The sequence below is a fragment of the Leptospira weilii serovar Ranarum str. ICFT genome (assembly GCF_000332415.1).
Lineage (GTDB): Bacteria > Spirochaetota > Leptospiria > Leptospirales > Leptospiraceae > Leptospira > Leptospira weilii_A.
In genome coordinates this window covers 15613-31952 of the sequence record NZ_AOHC02000050.1, presented here as the reverse complement: position 1 = coordinate 31952, position 16340 = coordinate 15613, and the positions used below count along the sequence as shown (strand labels likewise).

15 protein-coding genes and 1 pseudogene are annotated in these 16340 nt (G+C 42.6%); 11 read left to right on the top strand and 5 right to left on the bottom strand.

Annotated elements, in window-relative coordinates; genetic code table 11:
• Nucleotides 1-12 precede the first annotated feature (12 nt).
• From LEP1GSC060_RS16205 to rsmI, 7 genes are all read left to right on the top strand, one after another.
• Entirely contained in the window at nt 13-867 is an 855-nt protein-coding gene (locus LEP1GSC060_RS16205) for a sulfurtransferase (RefSeq protein WP_003008413.1), read from the top strand.
• Between the two features lie 181 nt (nt 868-1048).
• Complete coding sequence (locus LEP1GSC060_RS16200; RefSeq protein ID WP_003008431.1) at nt 1049-1537, top strand: hypothetical protein; 489 nt, start codon at nt 1049-1051, stop codon at nt 1535-1537.
• Nucleotides 1538-1822: 285 nt separating this feature from the next.
• A complete protein-coding gene (locus LEP1GSC060_RS20155; RefSeq protein ID WP_155119712.1) occupies nt 1823-2041 on the top strand; it encodes a hypothetical protein in 219 nt (72 codons plus the stop codon).
• 141 nt (nt 2042-2182) lie between these two features.
• The gene (locus LEP1GSC060_RS16190) at nt 2183-2635 is read left to right on the top strand and encodes a thiol-disulfide oxidoreductase DCC family protein (RefSeq protein WP_003008601.1); all 453 of its coding nucleotides are present in this window, start codon (nt 2183-2185) and stop codon (nt 2633-2635) included.
• A 561-nt stretch (nt 2636-3196) separates the two neighbouring features.
• Nucleotides 3197-3985 (top strand): M23 family metallopeptidase, encoded by a 789-nt coding sequence (locus tag LEP1GSC060_RS16185; protein WP_036096883.1) that lies wholly within the window; start codon nt 3197-3199, stop codon nt 3983-3985.
• A complete protein-coding gene (locus LEP1GSC060_RS16180; protein ID WP_003008379.1) occupies nt 3986-4801 on the top strand; it encodes an HAD family hydrolase in 816 nt (271 codons plus the stop codon).
• A 197-nt stretch (nt 4802-4998) separates the two neighbouring features.
• Nucleotides 4999-5760 carry a 16S rRNA (cytidine(1402)-2'-O)-methyltransferase gene (rsmI, locus tag LEP1GSC060_RS16175; RefSeq protein ID WP_003008571.1) on the top strand — a complete coding sequence of 254 codons (762 nt, stop codon included), beginning with the start codon at nt 4999-5001 and terminating at the stop codon, nt 5758-5760.
• Between the two features lie 125 nt (nt 5761-5885).
• Here rsmI and LEP1GSC060_RS20380 read toward each other — a convergent pair whose 3' ends face one another.
• From LEP1GSC060_RS20380 to LEP1GSC060_RS16160, 3 genes and pseudogenes are all read right to left on the bottom strand, one after another.
• On the bottom strand, nt 5886-6734 hold the full coding sequence (locus LEP1GSC060_RS20380; RefSeq protein WP_003008591.1) for a hypothetical protein: 849 nt from the start codon (nt 6732-6734) through the stop codon (nt 5886-5888).
• A gap of 383 nt (nt 6735-7117) precedes the next feature.
• Nucleotides 7118-7918, bottom strand: a complete 801-nt coding sequence (locus LEP1GSC060_RS16165) for an RluA family pseudouridine synthase (protein ID WP_003008390.1) — start codon at nt 7916-7918, stop codon at nt 7118-7120.
• Between the two features lie 24 nt (nt 7919-7942).
• A pseudogene (locus tag LEP1GSC060_RS16160) lies at nt 7943-8164 on the bottom strand (MarR family winged helix-turn-helix transcriptional regulator); the annotation flags it as partial.
• Nucleotides 8165-8606: 442 nt separating this feature from the next.
• Between LEP1GSC060_RS16160 and LEP1GSC060_RS16155 the strand changes: the two are divergent.
• The 3 genes from LEP1GSC060_RS16155 to LEP1GSC060_RS16145 all read left to right on the top strand — a co-directional run bounded on the left by LEP1GSC060_RS16155 (nt 8607) and on the right by LEP1GSC060_RS16145 (nt 12442).
• Nucleotides 8607-10136, top strand: a complete 1530-nt coding sequence (locus tag LEP1GSC060_RS16155) for a transposase (protein WP_003008441.1) — start codon at nt 8607-8609, stop codon at nt 10134-10136.
• A gap of 486 nt (nt 10137-10622) precedes the next feature.
• Entirely contained in the window at nt 10623-11237 is a 615-nt protein-coding gene (locus LEP1GSC060_RS16150) for a helix-turn-helix domain-containing protein (RefSeq protein WP_155119711.1), read from the top strand.
• A gap of 206 nt (nt 11238-11443) precedes the next feature.
• Complete coding sequence (locus LEP1GSC060_RS16145) at nt 11444-12442, top strand: hypothetical protein (RefSeq protein ID WP_003008496.1); 999 nt, start codon at nt 11444-11446, stop codon at nt 12440-12442.
• A gap of 244 nt (nt 12443-12686) precedes the next feature.
• Here LEP1GSC060_RS16145 and LEP1GSC060_RS16140 read toward each other — a convergent pair whose 3' ends face one another.
• Complete coding sequence (locus tag LEP1GSC060_RS16140; protein WP_003008584.1) at nt 12687-14147, bottom strand: sodium:proton antiporter; 1461 nt, start codon at nt 14145-14147, stop codon at nt 12687-12689.
• A 233-nt stretch (nt 14148-14380) separates the two neighbouring features.
• Between LEP1GSC060_RS16140 and perRB the strand changes: the two genes are divergently transcribed.
• Entirely contained in the window at nt 14381-14812 is a 432-nt protein-coding gene (gene perRB / locus LEP1GSC060_RS16130; RefSeq protein ID WP_003008394.1) for a peroxide-responsive transcriptional repressor PerRB, read from the top strand.
• Between the two features lie 3 nt (nt 14813-14815).
• Here the strand turns inward: perRB and lpdA are convergent, their stop codons facing one another.
• Nucleotides 14816-16234 carry a dihydrolipoyl dehydrogenase gene (lpdA, locus tag LEP1GSC060_RS16125; protein WP_003008460.1) on the bottom strand — a complete coding sequence of 473 codons (1419 nt, stop codon included), beginning with the start codon at nt 16232-16234 and terminating at the stop codon, nt 14816-14818.
• Nucleotides 16235-16340: the final 106 nt, after the last annotated feature.

Here is a 16340-nt window from a genome sequence, read left to right as displayed (position 1 = left end):
AGGGTGGGTTGCTTGTCCAGCTGGAATTTTGTAAAAACTGAATTGAACGATAAGGATTTTTTGATCGATTGCCGCTCGGCGATCGGATATCAAGAATCAACTCTCAAGGGAGCGTATAGTTTTCCCTTTATCAAAAAGGCGTTTGCTTCCGATCCGGAATCGCTGAAGAAGATGACCGGTCCTCTGGAAGAAATTTTAAAACTTATAGAACAAGAAGGCGCGACTCGGGTGATCGCTTTTGACGAAGGAATGGGGATGTTCGCTTCTAGAATGGTGTATCTTTTGAGAGCCGTAGGTTTTCAGAATGCGTTTTTATACGGAAATCGCTGGCCCGTAACCGAAGCCGCTCAGGAAAAAGGTTCCAGAGAAATGGAACTTGGTCCCGGAGACAAACCTAGAAAACTCGAAGGAATTGTGGATAAGGCGTTCCTAGAAAAAAATTTAACGCGACTTCAGATTTTCGACACGAGAACTCAGGAAGAATACGAAGGAAAACTTCCGAGACTCACCGCGCCCGAGCCCGGCACGTTATGCGGTCGTTTACCCGGGGCGTTTCTTTGGGATTGGAGAGTTTTGTACGACGGCCAGGGAAATCTGATCGAAAAAAACCAGTTCAATAAAAAACTCAGATCCTTTCCGTTTATGCCGGAACGGATTACCATTATCTACGATTACAACGGAGCGAGATCCTCGCTTTTGGCTTTGATGTTACGCGAAGTCGGTTATTTGGACGTTCACACATACCAGGGTTCCTGGTTCGAATGGAGAAGATCCAGCCTTCCGAAACAGGCCGTTTCGGTTTACGGACAAACGGGAAGCGGAGGCGCTGCGGCGCCCAGAGTCGGCGGTTCGGATCGCAAATCCTAAAAATCACTTTCAAAATTCTGAATGCAGCCTTAAACGGGATGATCGTCGTAGTTTTTGATTAAGGCCAAGAGTTTGTAGCAAAACGCCTCGGATTGTTTCTACATGATTCATTCCCGCATTTTGCGTAGGTTTTTGGACAAGTCCTAAATTAGATCGAAAAAGATCCCGGTTTCAATCTGAAATGTTATCGCAAAAAAAATTTAGCGCCTATCTGGTCGTAGCGAACGTCGTGCAATCGATCCTGCTTGTTTTGGCCTTTTTATATTGGCCGGCCGATCCGTATCGAGGTTATACGAAAATAGGAGAACTTGACGCGGGGATCAACTACTGCAAGGTCTTCGTTTACGTAGCGGATGATTGGGAATACTCACAACCGGCTTATTACGAAATTATTATAGACGAACGTGTGGAAATTCCGTTCGCCTATTTTACGAATGTGGACCCGGACCGAGTTTCCATTCAGGAATTTGAAATCCTCAAACATCCGAAAAAAAATATCATCGGGCTCGTAAGAAAAGGGAATCCGAATAGCCTCCTGATGATTCATAATTTCGATACCAACGAGAACTGGCCGAGAGCGAATTTTACGGAAGATTATAATAATCTCGTCAAAAGAGGAAAATCAATGCGAAATTCTCTGAATCCGGCTTTGCAGTTAGGATCCGAATGAGGGACGGATCGAAGCCGCAAAAAAGAATCCTTTATCCATTTCTTATATTCCTCTTCTTAACCTTTGATTGTATTTCCGAAATTAAGGATTCGAAAATTACGATCGTTTCCGATGATTTGGATTCGTTGTCCAAGGTGTTCGGAACGATTACGTTTCGGTTCGAGAATTTGAAAGATCGATATTCTACGATAACCGTTTCTTTGATGAAAAGAACGAATTACGAAGCGAATTATAGGAAGTTTGAAGAGGAATATTCTTTTTGTGGATTATACATCCGATTTCCAGATGAATCGAAAGGAAACAGGAGTCGTTTGGTCTTGGTTCGGCTTGATCTTTAGCAATCCCATCTCTTATCCCACTTATGATTCCGCAGTACTGTATGCAAGTTTCCGTTTGGCTCCGGCCGTGATGGGCTCTGCGATCTATTCCTATCCGACTGAAATTATAGAAGTTACAACCCGGAAAGAAGAAAAAGAAACTGAATCCAAAATTTCTAAAAAGTAGATTCCGATCTTAGGGTCTGCCAAAGGCGCTAAGTTACAAAGACCTTGTCTCAAAAGTTTGCCGGATTCTTTCGTAGCGACCGATTTTCTATTATAACGTGAGTTCGGCTTAAGAAAATCCGAGCGAATCAGAAACTCGTGTATGTTCCAATTGTCTAATCAAAGAATGAAACCTCAAGTTTTTGACGAATCGCAAAAACAACCGATTGTATTCTTTGACGGAGTCTGTAATCTCTGTAACGCAGCAGTTTTATTTTTTATCGATCGAAATCGAAAAGAAAATCTTAGGTTTGCAAGTTTACAATCGTTTACGGCGGAAAAAATTCTCGGAAAAAAAACGGAACTCGGGGAGTTTCCATCCTCGGTTTTATTTTTGGAAGAGGGAATTCTTTACCAAAAATCGACAGCGGTTTTGAGGATCGGCGCGCATTTACGATTTCCTTGGAATCTTGTTTCCTTCTTCCGATGGATTCCGAGTTCCATTCTGGATTTTGTTTACGATTGGATCGCGAAAAACCGGTATCGATGGTTTGGGCGGTTGGATACTTGTAGGATTCTCGATCCGAACTTGAAATCTAGGTTTTTAGAAGACTAAGGACGTCCGTTTTGTATTTTACCTCAAATCTATTTCCGCAACAAAATCCTATCAGGTTGGGGATTCGAAAGGGAATACTTCTCTAAACTTGAGCTCATTTGTAAAATCTAGGAACTCCTAGAATTTACAGGTTAAATTCTAGGAGTTCCTAGATTTTAACCTGTAAATTCAAATCCACGCTACTCGAAATGTGGGAACTCCCGCAAGTTCAGTGAACGGCAAAATTGAAATCAAGCGCGATCGGTAGTCGTTGCACTCGAGTTTCCGATTCGCCCAAATTTTCAACCGCCGAACTCACATTCAATAAGAATCAATCTCAATAAATCAGCCACAGAGACAAAATTCTTTAAAAGAGGTTAAAAAATAGCCTTTAAAGATAAAAATGAATCTATTATAGTCAAAAATATCAATTATCCTTGAATTTCATCAAAGAAGTTGATGGAAAAAATCCTTGAATGGAATTCCGAGACCAGAAGAGTGACTTCAGAAGTTGTTTTCCGTTGCCGACGTTCCTTATAGAACCCGAGAATTTGTTTGGCGACATATTTTGGAAGAAACGATATGAAAAGAAAAACTGGCTATATTTTGGTAGGATTGCTAGTCCTTGGACTTTTTTTTAGCATAAAATCCTTTGCCAATACAAATCTTGAAGAAATCAAACTGGATAACCAATACCTTCAAACTTACAGAGGTTTAGAAGGCGTTTGGATCGTACCGAATCGAGTCAAAGAATCCGTCGGAGATTTGATTCACAACTACGGAACTACGGAACACGAGGTCAAAAGGGTCAACGGAATTCCCGACAACGAAAGGATATCCTTAACCGATCCGGTATTTTTTCCTTATAATGAAAATTTTATCAGAAGCCTTCTTTTAGAAGATAAGGGTCGCGAGATTTATCGCACCGACCAAAGGGAATTTATCTGGCCCATAAGCTTTAAACATTCTTTTGTAACTTCTCGGTTGGGAAGAAGATGGAATGCGATGCATTCCGGAGTGGACATCGCTTGCCCGACCGGATCCATCGTGATCGCGGCTGCGGACGGAGTCGTTTTGGAATCCAAAAAAGACGGAGGTTACGGAAATAAGATTTTACTTTCGCATCCCGGAATCAACGGAATCAATACGCTTTACGCTCACAATTCTCTTCTATACGTAAAGGAAGGGGATAAGATTAAAAAGGGGCAGATCATCGCCCTTTCCGGAAACACGGGACATACGACCGGTCCGCATTTACACTTCGAGGTTCGTTATCAAAATGTCGTATTAAATCCGGAACATTATCTTCCGGTCTTTCAATCTTCTTCCGAGGCACGTGTGGCGATCGCCCGGGAGACGATCGAACCGTAAGTGTCCATTACACGGGATTTTTGGAATCCGCCACTTTATGAAATTCTTTCCCGGTTACAACCCGGAAAGGCTGCATTCGATTTTGATAATACACTTATAAAAAACGATTTTGGAGAGGCCGTGATGGAGTTCTTCCTTTCGGAAGGAGTTCCGGCTTACAAACGAGACATTGTCCCGTTTTTTGCAAAGGAAAATGTGGAAAGAATTCTTTCCGCTCGGTTTCAAGATCCGGTTTTGTTTCGTTCTCTCGTTCTTTCCGAATACGAATCCGTTCAATCCAAGTTCGGACTCGAAGCCTCTTATCGATGGAGTTCTTGGATTTTTTCCGGACATTCGCCGGAAGAATTGAAAGAAATATCCGGAAACGTTTGGAACCAACACGCGTTGGATCCGGGTTCACACTCCGTCAAAATCTACGAACCGATGAAAGAGCTCGTGGATCATCTTCTATCAAACCGATGGGAAGTTTGGATCGTAACCGCTTCCCCACAGGAAATCATTCAATCCGTTTCCCATCTTTTCGGAATCCCGACGGAAAGAGTTTTAGGAATGCAATTGTCGATTGAAAACGGACTTCATTCTTCGGAGATTTTGGAACCGTTCACATACGGAAAAGGGAAGGTGGAAAGATTGAAAGCGGTCATCGGAGGTTCTGCGGATCTTGCTTTCGGGGATTCGATCAACGACTTCGATTTGCTCGGTTCCGCGGCACAAACGGGAATCTTTTTAGATAGGGGAAAGGGAGTGGTTCCCCCCGCGCCGACTCAGATTCAGCCGGTCTCAAATTGGAACGTCTTGGACAAAATTCTTATCTAACGCAAGTTCGATGGTCGAAGATAAATCTATGATTTTCGCTAAAACAACGATCTGTTTCTTCAGTGCAAAAAACCGATTTTGGAAAATTTTTAATTACGTCGGCCCCACCTTGTATCAGTTATGAAAACTGCAATGCAATTTCTTGCGGTCCCGAGCTTGCGATATAACCGAACCGACTTTGGGACAAGTTGTAAATCATGAATTCTTCGTTGAAGGGTAATCTCGTTTTAGTTTCCGTTTCTTTGGGCAATTTCGGCGACTTAACGGTAAGAGCAAAAAATCTATTAGAACATTGCGATATACTCATAGGAGAGGAATCGCGAACGACTTCGACCCTTCTCAAATCCCTTTCCATTTCCAAAGAATTTCTCCTCTGCAACGAACATACGAACCTGGAAGAGATTCGGGCGTTTGGAGAAATCGTAATGAACGCGGGTACTACCGTTTTGATTTCCGATGCGGGAACTCCGGGGATCGAAGATCCCGGTCTGGAGCTCGTTCGGGAAGTTTTAAGACGGGGCGGAAAGGTTCAAAGCGCCCCCGGTCCGATCGCATTCGGTGCGGCCCTGAGTATTGCCGGTTTTAAAGTTTCTCCGTTTACGTTCTGCGGTTTTCTTTCGAGGGAATCTACGGAACGAAAAAAAGAACTGAGCCGTTATCTTAAACCCGGGCATACGATCGTATTTTATGAAACACCTTACAGATATAAGGCGGTTCTTCACGACTTGGATTCCGTTTTGAAAGAGACGGGAGAGGATAGAACGATTTTTTTCTGTTTGGATCTGACTTTGGATTCCGAATTTCAGTTTCGAGGAAAGTTAGGCGAACTCTTAAAAATTTTGGATACTCTTCCCAAAGGAAATCCGGTGGTTGTACTTTCTCAAAGAAAGGGACAGCCGAATCAAAAACCTTTTGCAAAGGGCGGTCCCAAACCTTCTTCGAAACGTTTTAATGGATAGAAATAAGTTTTTTCACCGATCGGTAAGTTTTGAAGAGAACACGTCGTGTTTTGGATTTGGATCGCCGGTAAAAAGCCGACTTGTTCCGAGCGATTTTAAAACCATCGTATATAGATAAGATAATATTAAAATTTCTTCAAATACTCCGGCATGTCCGGCAAGGAATTCTCCGTCCAGACCCAATCTCCAACCAAAGAAACGATCGGCGCCGATTCTCCTTCTAAAATGGAAATTAACGCTTTTTTTAAATCGTCCTGAGACGTTAACCGAAACGGCACGTTCGGAAACCGAGAGGAAAAGGAGGCTTCTTCCTGTTTAGAAACGTAATCCAAAAAGAAATCCGGAAAGTTCAAACCCGATTCCTTTTGAAGTTTGAGAAGATTGTGCAGATCGGGATCCTGAGATTTTTTTCCCATTCTCTGAAGAAGGATCGTAATCCCTCGAACGCTTTGACTGAAAAAAGATCCGGCGCGAATGATCTTTCTTCGACTCGGATTCTGAAGAGCCCATTCTTCCATTTTCTTTTTTACGAATGCAAGCGAACCGTAAAAGGGTTGAAGATGCGGTTTGAAATAATAAGCGGAGTATCCCACGCTCAAAGTCGGTTTTAACTTGGCTTCGATTGCAAGCATTGGGTTCATACAAAATTTCAAAGCGTCCTTAACGTCGCTTTCGGGAGTTTGGGAAACCGGATAACCCAGGTTTCCTTTTGCAGGCGTATAGACGAATAAATCGATCGAAGAAATTCCGTTTGCGGAAAGTTGTTCGTAAAGACGCGGAAGAGAATGGCCCGGGTTTTCTAAATTGATTTCGGTGATCGTAAGATCCGCTTCTTTTAAGGAAAAGTTTTTGCTCGTAGTAGCGATAAGGATCCAGTTTTCTTTTTTGGACTCGGCATATTCTCGAATTGCGGAAACCGCGCTTTGTCCCGCGACGCCGCTCGTACCGATGATCAGTGCGTGTTTTTTTTCCATGGGTTCGTTCTCCGACCGGGAAACCCTCTCTCAAACGCCGTTCTTTGTCTTTCTATTTTTAACATAACGTGAGTTTGGTGGCAAAAAGTTTGGGCGAATCCGGCTCCGTTTTTTTCTTACGGAAAAAATGGAGCTGGATCAATCTCGCGTAGCGAGATTGAGTTTCTTAATTCCGCTTTGATCCACAAATTGATGGATCGCTCGAAAAACGAAACTCTTTCGTCATTCCAATTTGTTGATCTCGCTTTCATCGCTTTCGCATTGGTTAAGCCGAACTACTTTAGAGTTATTGAAAAATTGTTATTCCTTAAGAATAAAATTGTCTAAATCGTCCGATCCACACAATACAAGCCGATTCAAGAATTTATTTTTCAACAACTCTTTTAATTTAAAGGAAATTTGGAAAAAATAGAAGAATCCAAAAAGATTCCGTCCAAGAACTTTTGAAAGTCGAAAGGAGGAGGGCAAAAAATTTTTTCTTCTTTGCCGTCTTCCGTTTGAAAAGAAACTCCCATGGCGTGCAGGAGCGATCTTTTTACGTTCGACAAGTTCGAATGTTTTTTGTTAGGCGAAGTTTTTAAAACGGAACCTTCGGCTTTTTTCGAAAACCGATTTTTTCCCGTTTCGACTTTTATTTCCGAGGAAGAATCCGACGAACTGACCGCGCCGTAAATCGGATCTCCTAAAATCGGATATCCCTTTTCGCTCAATTGAAATCGGATTTGGTGTCTTCTGCCCGTATGAAGTTTTGCGAGTAACACAGAATAATGTTCTTTTGGATTTCTTTTTAAGGTTAAAAATTCCGTGACGGCCTTGTCTCCGCCCGAAAAAACCTTACGCACTTTTTTGTTTCCATCCTTGATATAACAGGTTTCCGTAAAGTGTTCCTCTTCGGGAACTCCGGATACGACACAGAGATAAATTTTCAGGGAGGATTTTAAGATCCGATCGGCTTCTTTGTTTTTATCCGGATTTTTACAAAAAAATACGAGACCACTCGTGTCCAAATCCAATCGATTTACGGTTCGGAGATATTCGAGGGAAAGTTGTTTTTGGAGTTGGTCCGTAAAATTTATCCTTCCTAAATCCTTGGTTGCGTGAACGGGAATCCCGGGAGGTTTTTCCGCAAAAAGATAGGATTCACTTTCATAGAATATTCTAATATTAGAATGTTCTTCAGGCATTTTGTCTTCTTAGATCCAACAAGGAACTTCCGTCTTTGTGTGTTTTGCGAGTCGAACCTGTGCGGCTTTTTGAGAGGTTTCCTCAAACCGGGCTAAACTCGCTAAAAGTACGAATGGAAAGTGTGTTAAATCCAAAATCGATAAGTTTTCTCGGATTCGTTTTTGCCGGAGGTTTGTGATCTGCCAAAAGAGAAAATCGGCGCTGTCGTCCGCTTGGGATTCTTTGGATATGGATTTCGGTTTCATGGCGGGGGATATGTTTCATTCTATTTTTTTATCCCCGATTGTAAAGTTGGAATGTTTCGGATTTTCTGACTTTGAAACCCTCGATTTTGAATCAAAATTTTAAATGAGTCGTTCTCTGCGTTACGACTTCCTTTCACTCATAGCTATATAGAGTTTGTCCGCCAACCGTCCGATTTTATCGGAATGGCCGTCAATCTCTGCGATTGTTTTGAGATTTGGGACAGGCTCATAATAATGTACCTAATATTTTGCACCAAAGCGGTGTTTTGCGATAAAAATTAACGGTACTTAATTTTATAGAGATCAGTATTAAGAACGGCTAACGCTCGCGCGAAAGTTCGATCGGTCGAGAAAACCGGCGCGCAGGTGGATCGACTCCGAAAGCGGCAGGGCATGTTGAAAAAGAATCTTGACTAAAGAATTTGCTATAATACCAGAAGTCATGGCCAAATACAAGCATATCGAAACCGATCAACTGCGAATGTATCCCTTAAACTTTGATGAGTTATTTGGAGAAGAACATCCGATCCATAATTTTAAGAATGTGATGTCTTCATTGGATTTCAGCGAATTTAACGGAAATTACAAAAATGAAATAGTGGGTCGTCCGGCTTTAGAACCGAAAAGAGTGATGAGTGCGATATTCTATTCGATCTTACTTGGAAATATATCGATGAGAGAATTGTGTCGGTTATCCAAAGTACGAGCGGAACTGATTTTTCTACTTGGTGGGGAAGAGTTAGACCATAGTTTTCTTTCACGTTTCAGAAAACTGCATATAAAGGAAATACAAAACTTGTTTATTCAAACGGTCTTCCTTGGAACGGAGAGCGGCATGATTGATTTTGAAACAATTTCAATAGATGGAACGAAGATCAAAGCGAATGCCAATCGCTCGGATATCGGTAAGTTAGAAGATTTTGAAGATCGGTATAAAAAATTGAAGGCTCTGAGTAAAAGAAAGCTCAAAGAATGGTCTAAGGAAACTGACTCGGAAAAGATAGATAAACGTAAGAAAAAACTTGAAAAGAAAAAAGCAGCATTAGAAGAAGCGATTTCATTTTTAAAAGAGAATACGGATCGAAATCGTGTTCATCTATATGAAAAGGATTGTGGCTTTCAGAAAAAAGACGGAAATTTTCTCGTAGGTTACAATGCCCAAGGAAGCGTGGATTACAAATCCGGAATGTTTTTAGCCCAGACAGTGGAGAGAGGTCCAACAGATGTAATTTATTCGATACCGATGATTTCACTGACGGAAGAAAATTGTAAGAAAGTATTGAATGAGAGTTTAAACCTTCCTTCTACTTTGGACCGATTGAGTCAACCGGTCTATTTGCAAGATGCCGGATATGCAAGTGAAGCGAATTATAGAGAATTGAAAGACATCGATTTGTATTGTCCGGATGTATCGATAGCGAAAGCCTTAACTAAGGGAACCTTAGTTGAAAACCCTCCTGAAAAACTTTTATCCGGATCTAAGATTAAAAATATTGAATTTAACTATAAAACAAATTCCGACACTTTCTTGTGCAGTGGCAAACGTAGGTTGCGATTTACTAGAATTGTTCAAACGAAAACCCAAGAGTATAAAGAATATAGAACTGGGGGATGTGGGACTTGCCGTTATCGCGGTCTTTGTACGGGTTCGAAATCAAAATCGATTTTAGTTCGTAATGAATTCCTTGTTTCAGGATATTCAAAAACTTGCAAGGTTAAGGAGACTCCAATGGAGAAAATCAAAAGTTATTATACTTGGAAGATGAGAGAAAAACTAAGCACAGAGTCTTCTAAAAAAATCTATTCCAAAAGATTCTCCTCCATTGAAGGCGCATTCGGTGTTATCAAAGGAGTGAGAAAAGGTTACCGTTTTCTTCTAAAAGGAATTCACAAAGTGCGCTTGGAATGGTCTGAAAGATGTATCGCATACAACATCGGAAAGTTATCTCATTTTTCCATGAACGCATTTTAATTTCGCGAAATTCGTTAGTTTTGTACTCTTTACGCTTGGTTACAGTTATTTAATCAAGAATCAATCGTTAAAAACTTGTTTTCAGGTGATGCTTTCTTCAATTTCGGCATTCAATTTTCAACAGCTTCGGCAGGGATCGAAGTGAAAATACTGCAATGCAACAGGTTCTTGATCAAATTTGAATCGTAAAATCGTATTTTCTGTTGCTTTGCAGATTGAAACGAAGAGCCCGGTCCGGTTCCTTGCATTCAGTGCAAGGAACCGGAGCCGCCCCGAATTCTCAAATGTGGGAACTCCCACGCAATCACAAGACTCGCAAATCAATGTGGGAACTCCCACCCTAACTTGCAGTGACCCTTTGAAGAACCGTTGGGCGGAGCGAGTGGGCCGATCGGCCCCTCTCACGCCTGCGTCGAACGTGCGTTATTTACGGGAATCCTAGTTTTGGATTGACAGAATTCTGCTATATTAGACAAAAAAAGAGAAATGAATCCAGCCATGGAAGAATTGGAAGCAGGGAAAGAATCTCCCTCCAGTGAGCATATCACCGAAGTAGTCAAAGAAAATCTCAAACTCATTCGACATACAAAAGGATTTTCTTTGGATAAACTCGCTTCTCGTTGTGGAGTCAGCCGGGCGATGCTTTCACAGATCGAACAAGGCAAAAGTGTTCCGACCATCTCCGTTCTTTGGAAGATCGCAAACGGTCTCAATGTTCCTTTCAGTGAGCTCCTCAAAGAAAAAGGCACCGAAGGTGTGATCGTGATGAAGGTGGAAAACACCAAAGTTTTGTTTTCCAGTTCGAAAGTTTTTTCTAGCCGCGCCCTTTTTCCCTATAACGGAAACCGCAAAACCGAATTTTACGAACTCATTTTAAAACCGGGCGGCATCGAAGTCGCCGAACCCCACTCTTCCGGAACCACGGAAAACATTGTTGTAGTTTCCGGTAAACTTCGTCTTCGAGTCGGAGAAAAAGTCGTGGAACTGGAACCGAAGGACTCCGTTTTTTTCAGAGCCGACATTCCTCACGAGTATTCCAATCCTACCGATCAGGAAACTCTAATGTACCTGGTTATGGATTACAGAGACGAAATCTCCTAAAGAGGACTTTCTCAAAATCATCGACTTTTATCGGTAACGGCACGGAAGAGATCCGGGTTTTACCGTTCGTTTAAAAACGCAGGAGTTCCCACATTTTCAGGTTTTGGGACAATCTTTAGCTTTAGCATTCGATATTAAAAAGATCTTTCCATCCTTTGTCCGCAAAGTAAAATTCACCGGATATTTTCTTTAGGAATTTAAAAAGAATGTTGAAACATTTGCATCCGACCGTTCTATTCCTTCTTCGTTTTTCTCTTACGTTTTTTTCGTTTTCGTTTTTATACGCGGAAAGTCCTCCGGTCCCGAAGTCCGACCCCGACGAAATTTATACGGAACAAATATCCTGTCATCCGAACGATTGTATCTCTCTCAAATTGGAAGAACTTATTTCCGAAGGTGTAAAATCCAAAATCGCGGATCTCATGTCCCAAAACGCGGGAAAAATTTTGATCGATACTTCCGATGTTCCTCGTAAAATCGATTCGGATGATTTGGACGAGATTCGAACGGTCCTGGAAGAAATTTCAAAACGAGACGGTAAGGTGGCGATCGAAAAATTGCACATCGCGATTCGTTCGTTTCAACTTCCCGATCCTCCCTTTCTCAAAGACGTAGGTCTCGTCGGTTGGAACGTTTTCAAAAGAGTTTATAAGAAAATCTACTATAGAAGAACCGGCGATTACCACGCGAAGGTTTTGTATCATCCGGAGACGTTGAACGTCTTTCTGGTTTATTTCGTTCATCGTAAATACGGAGATATCTGTAACACCGTTTTTGCGAACTGCAATGAAATCGAATACTTGGACGACGACACGTTCGACTTACAACTTTCTCAGGCTCTTAAAGAATCCAAAGAGAAAAAAATTCCGGTTAAGGTTTTGTTCCGTCAAACCGAAGCGATTCTTCCGGAAGTAAAGATCGATTTGGAGCACCTGAAAGGTGTCAATCGCTCCGCTCGGATTTACAAATGGATGGCGGCCGGTAAGGAAAGGGAAATCAAACCCGTTACCAAGTCTAGATTTTTAGCGTTCCAAGCGATTGTCACTGCGATCGATTATTCTTTGACCGTTTACGATATGATTGCCGCCTTGATTCTATATAAACCGGCTACGGAAAGAAAGATCGAAGTGAATTATATCGATTCCGAAAACGGAAAACGAATCGATTCCGTGATTTTTCTTCCTCAAGATGATAAGAAAGATTGAATTCTCCTGAACGGAACCGTTCCAAGTCCTTTATGTGTGGATAGCCCAAACTTTCAACCGCCGAACTCACGTTAAATAAAGTACCTACTATTTTGCATTGAAACAGTCTTTTGCGATAAAAATTAACGGACTCGATTTTATAGAGATCGGTAAGTCCGTCTCGAAAAAAGTAGCGGAGGATTTTATCGGAAAGTAAGAAGTCCCTCCCTAAAGAAGAGAGGGACTTTGGCGGCGGGTCCCGTTTTTAACGGAAGAAGATGAACGTGAGAAGCAAAAAGACGGGAATCAATATTCCAAAAGAATAAAGTACATATCCGCCGAAACTCGGCATCTTGATCTTATTTTCCTCCGCGACGGACTTTACCATAAAGTTAGGCGCGTTTCCGATATAAGTGAGCGCTCCCATAAACACGGCTCCGACCGAAATCGCTTTTAAGATACTTTCCGCGTGAGGATCTGCGAGAATTTGAGCCACGTCCGTCATCCCCAAAGTTCCTTTAGCCAAAGACAAAAAGGTGAGGTAAGTCGGCGCGTTGTCCAAAACTCCCGAGAAAATACCGGTCACCCAGAAGAACTGCCAGGTTTCGGTAACCCCCAGTTCTTTTCCGTGGTGTTCCAAAAGAATGAGCGCCGGAATCATCGTGATAAAAATTCCGATGAACAGATAGGCGACTTCTTGGATCGGATGCAGAGTGAATTTGTTGTGTTCTCTTACCAGTTTTTGAGTCGTAAACTTGGAGACAAAAATCAAACCGATCAACACTCCTTCTCTGATAAATGCGATGTACGGATTTTCGTGGATCGCCGAAATGTAATTTTGATTTAAGTACGCGACGGACAAAACGACCCCGAGCAACCAGATGAAATTCACCTGACCTTCCAGACTGATCTTTTCCTTACGAACTTTGTCCTTTTTTATATCCTTAACGGTTTCTTTTTTGTAAGCGATCGTATCCCAGATAAAATAAAGGATCAAAAGAAGGATACTCGCAACGAGTAATTCCGGTAAAAGTTTGAACGTCCAAGTGAACGGAACTCCGATCAGATAACCTAAGAACAACGGAGGATCTCCGAGAGGGGTTAAGGAACCGCCGATGTTCGAAACTAAAAAGATAAAAAAGATAACGGTGTGAACCACGTGTTTTCTTTCCGAGTTCGTTTTCAAAATCGGACGAATCAGAAGCATGGAAGCTCCCGTGGTTCCGATGAAGGACGCAAGAAAGGTTCCGATGATCAAAAAGATCGTGTTGTTGAGCGGCGTCGCTTCGATATCTCCTTTCAAACGGATTCCACCCGAAATGTAAAAGAGCGCTCCGAGAAGAATGATAAACGGAACGTATTCGAACACGAGCGTGTGAACGATTTTACCGAACCAACCGTGTAGTACCAATATGACAAACGAAAACGCCGCCAAAACGAGCGCGAGGATCAGTTTGTTCGTATTACTTTCCCACCAATGAGAAGTCGTATGCGAAACGATCGGTAAAAGTGCGATACACAAAAGCATAAGAGCGAAAGGAATTACGCTCCAATACGGAAGGTCTTCTCCCTCGACTTCGTGATGGCCTTCCTGCGTATGAGAAGGATCCTGGGTTTCGATCGTCTGAGTATTTTGTGTATTCCCGACGGGTTCGTCCGCTAAAAGCGCCGTTGCCGGTAGGGTAAGGAAGATTGCCAGAAGGACGGATGTAATTTTTTGTTTCATTGTTCGTATCATCTGAAAGATTTTTTAGACATTCTGGAGATTTAGAAGAAAGAGTTAAAGTAAAAAGACTTTCTTATCCGTTTTTTTCCGCGGTTTGTGACTTTCGTTTTGCTCCCTTTTTTGGATTGCGAAATTTTTCAACAAAGAGAGCCGCTCTCCAAATAAAATTGTGTGAAAATGCGATTTACGAATGTCTTATGGAATAGAGGATTCCCGAATGGAGTTCTAAGAAAATGGAAGCGTTATTTGCTAAAAAAATTTGTCTGACTCCGACGGAAATCGAACAGAGGTTGAAGTCCGTTTCCATCCAACCCACGATGCAGAGGATTTCGATCTGCCAGTATGTGCTTTGTGAAGCCGATCATCCCAGCGCGGAAGAAGTCAAAGAATGGGTCGATAGCCGTTCTTTCAAAATGAGTCTTGCTACCGTTTATAACACGTTAAACGTCCTCGTTTCCGCCGGACTTCTCCGAGAATTCAAATTTTCCTGTTTGGGAAAATCGGTTTACGACAGCAATATCGTAGACCACTATCATTTCTTCGACGAGAAAAGCGGAAAGTTTTACGATATAGATCCTTCCTTACTGACTCTCAGTTCCCATCTTCCATCGGAGTTTCAGGTCAACAAAACGGATATCTTACTGACCGGAAATCTGATCTCCTAATTTTTAAAGATTGATCGCTTCCCCCAAGGCGGCTGCAAAGGATTCCATTACGGTTTCTGAAAGTGTGGGATGAGCAAAGATCGTGGATGCGATTTCTTTGGCGGTCAGTTCCTGAGTTATACCGAGAGCGACGGCCGGTAAAAGTTCTGTCACTCCGGGACCGATGAGATGCGCTCCTAAAATTTCTCCGGAAGTTTTATCCACGATCACTTTCGTAAAACCTTCCGTGTCTCCCATCGCTTTGGCCCTGCCACTCGCGATAAAGGGAAACTTTCCGACGCTGATCGTATAACCCATGTCAGTCGCTTTTTTTTCGGTAAATCCGATGGAGGCGACTTCGGGATGACAATAGGTACAACCCGGAATCGCGTCGTAGTCGATCGGAGTATAACTGAGACGGTGCGGATTTCCGGAGTGGATGGAAATCGCCTCGGTCGCTTTGATTCCTTCCATAGAAGCGACGTGAGCCAGAAGGGGAGGTCCGTTGCAATCTCCGATTGCATAGATATGAGGGACGCTCGTTTTGTATTTTGTGTCCGTCTTTACAAAACCTCTTTGTAAAAAGACGCCGATCTCCTCCAAGTTCATCGAGTCCGTATTCGGAACCAGTCCGATGGAAACTAAAATTTTCTCTGCTTCCAAGACCTCTCCCGTTTCCGGAAGATTTTTTCCTTTGAGGAGAACCTTGACGTTTCCGTTTTGAATCGTGGGATCGGAAACTCCGACCCCGGTAAGAACTCGGATCCCTCGTTTGACAAAGGACTTTTCTAAAAATCCGGAGATTTCCCTGTCTTCTACGGGTAGAATTTGATCCAACATTTCGACTAACGTGACTTTGGTTCCCATCGCCGAATAAAAGTCGGCGAACTCCACTCCGATCGCGCCCGCGCCCACGATCAAAAGGGATTGGGGAATTTTTTCCTGCACCATCGCGGTTCTGGAGGAAAGAACCGTGTTTCCGTCAAAGGGTAAACCCGGAAGTTCTCTGGCTCTCGCTCCCGTGGCGACGATAAAATACCGGGACGTGATTTCTTCTTTGGAAGTATCGGGAAGCCAAATCGTATTCGCATCTTTGAATACTGCGGTTCCTTTCTTACGGGCGATTTTATTTTTGTTTAAAAGGAACTCAACACCCGAGGCCATTCCGTCCGCGACGTTTCTGGAGCGCCGAACGATTGCTGGAAAATCGGGTTTTGCGTTTGAAAGTTCGATTCCGTAATCTTTGGCGGAATGTATTTTTTCCAAAAGATGAGCGGATTCCAAAAGGGCCTTTGTGGGAATACAACCCCAGTTCAAACAGATTCCGCCGGGTTTTTCTTTTTCGACGATACAAACGTTCATGCCCAACTGGGCGCCTCGAATGGCGGCGACGTAACCGCCCGGGCCCGCTCCGATGACGGTAAGATCGTAGGATTCTGGCATAAAATTCTCCGGGGTAATTTATTTTTTAAGAATTTCTTCCGTTGTTTCGATGAAATCGTAAGGTCTATCAATATTTTCTAAATCTCGATCCGGAAACCGAGAATCA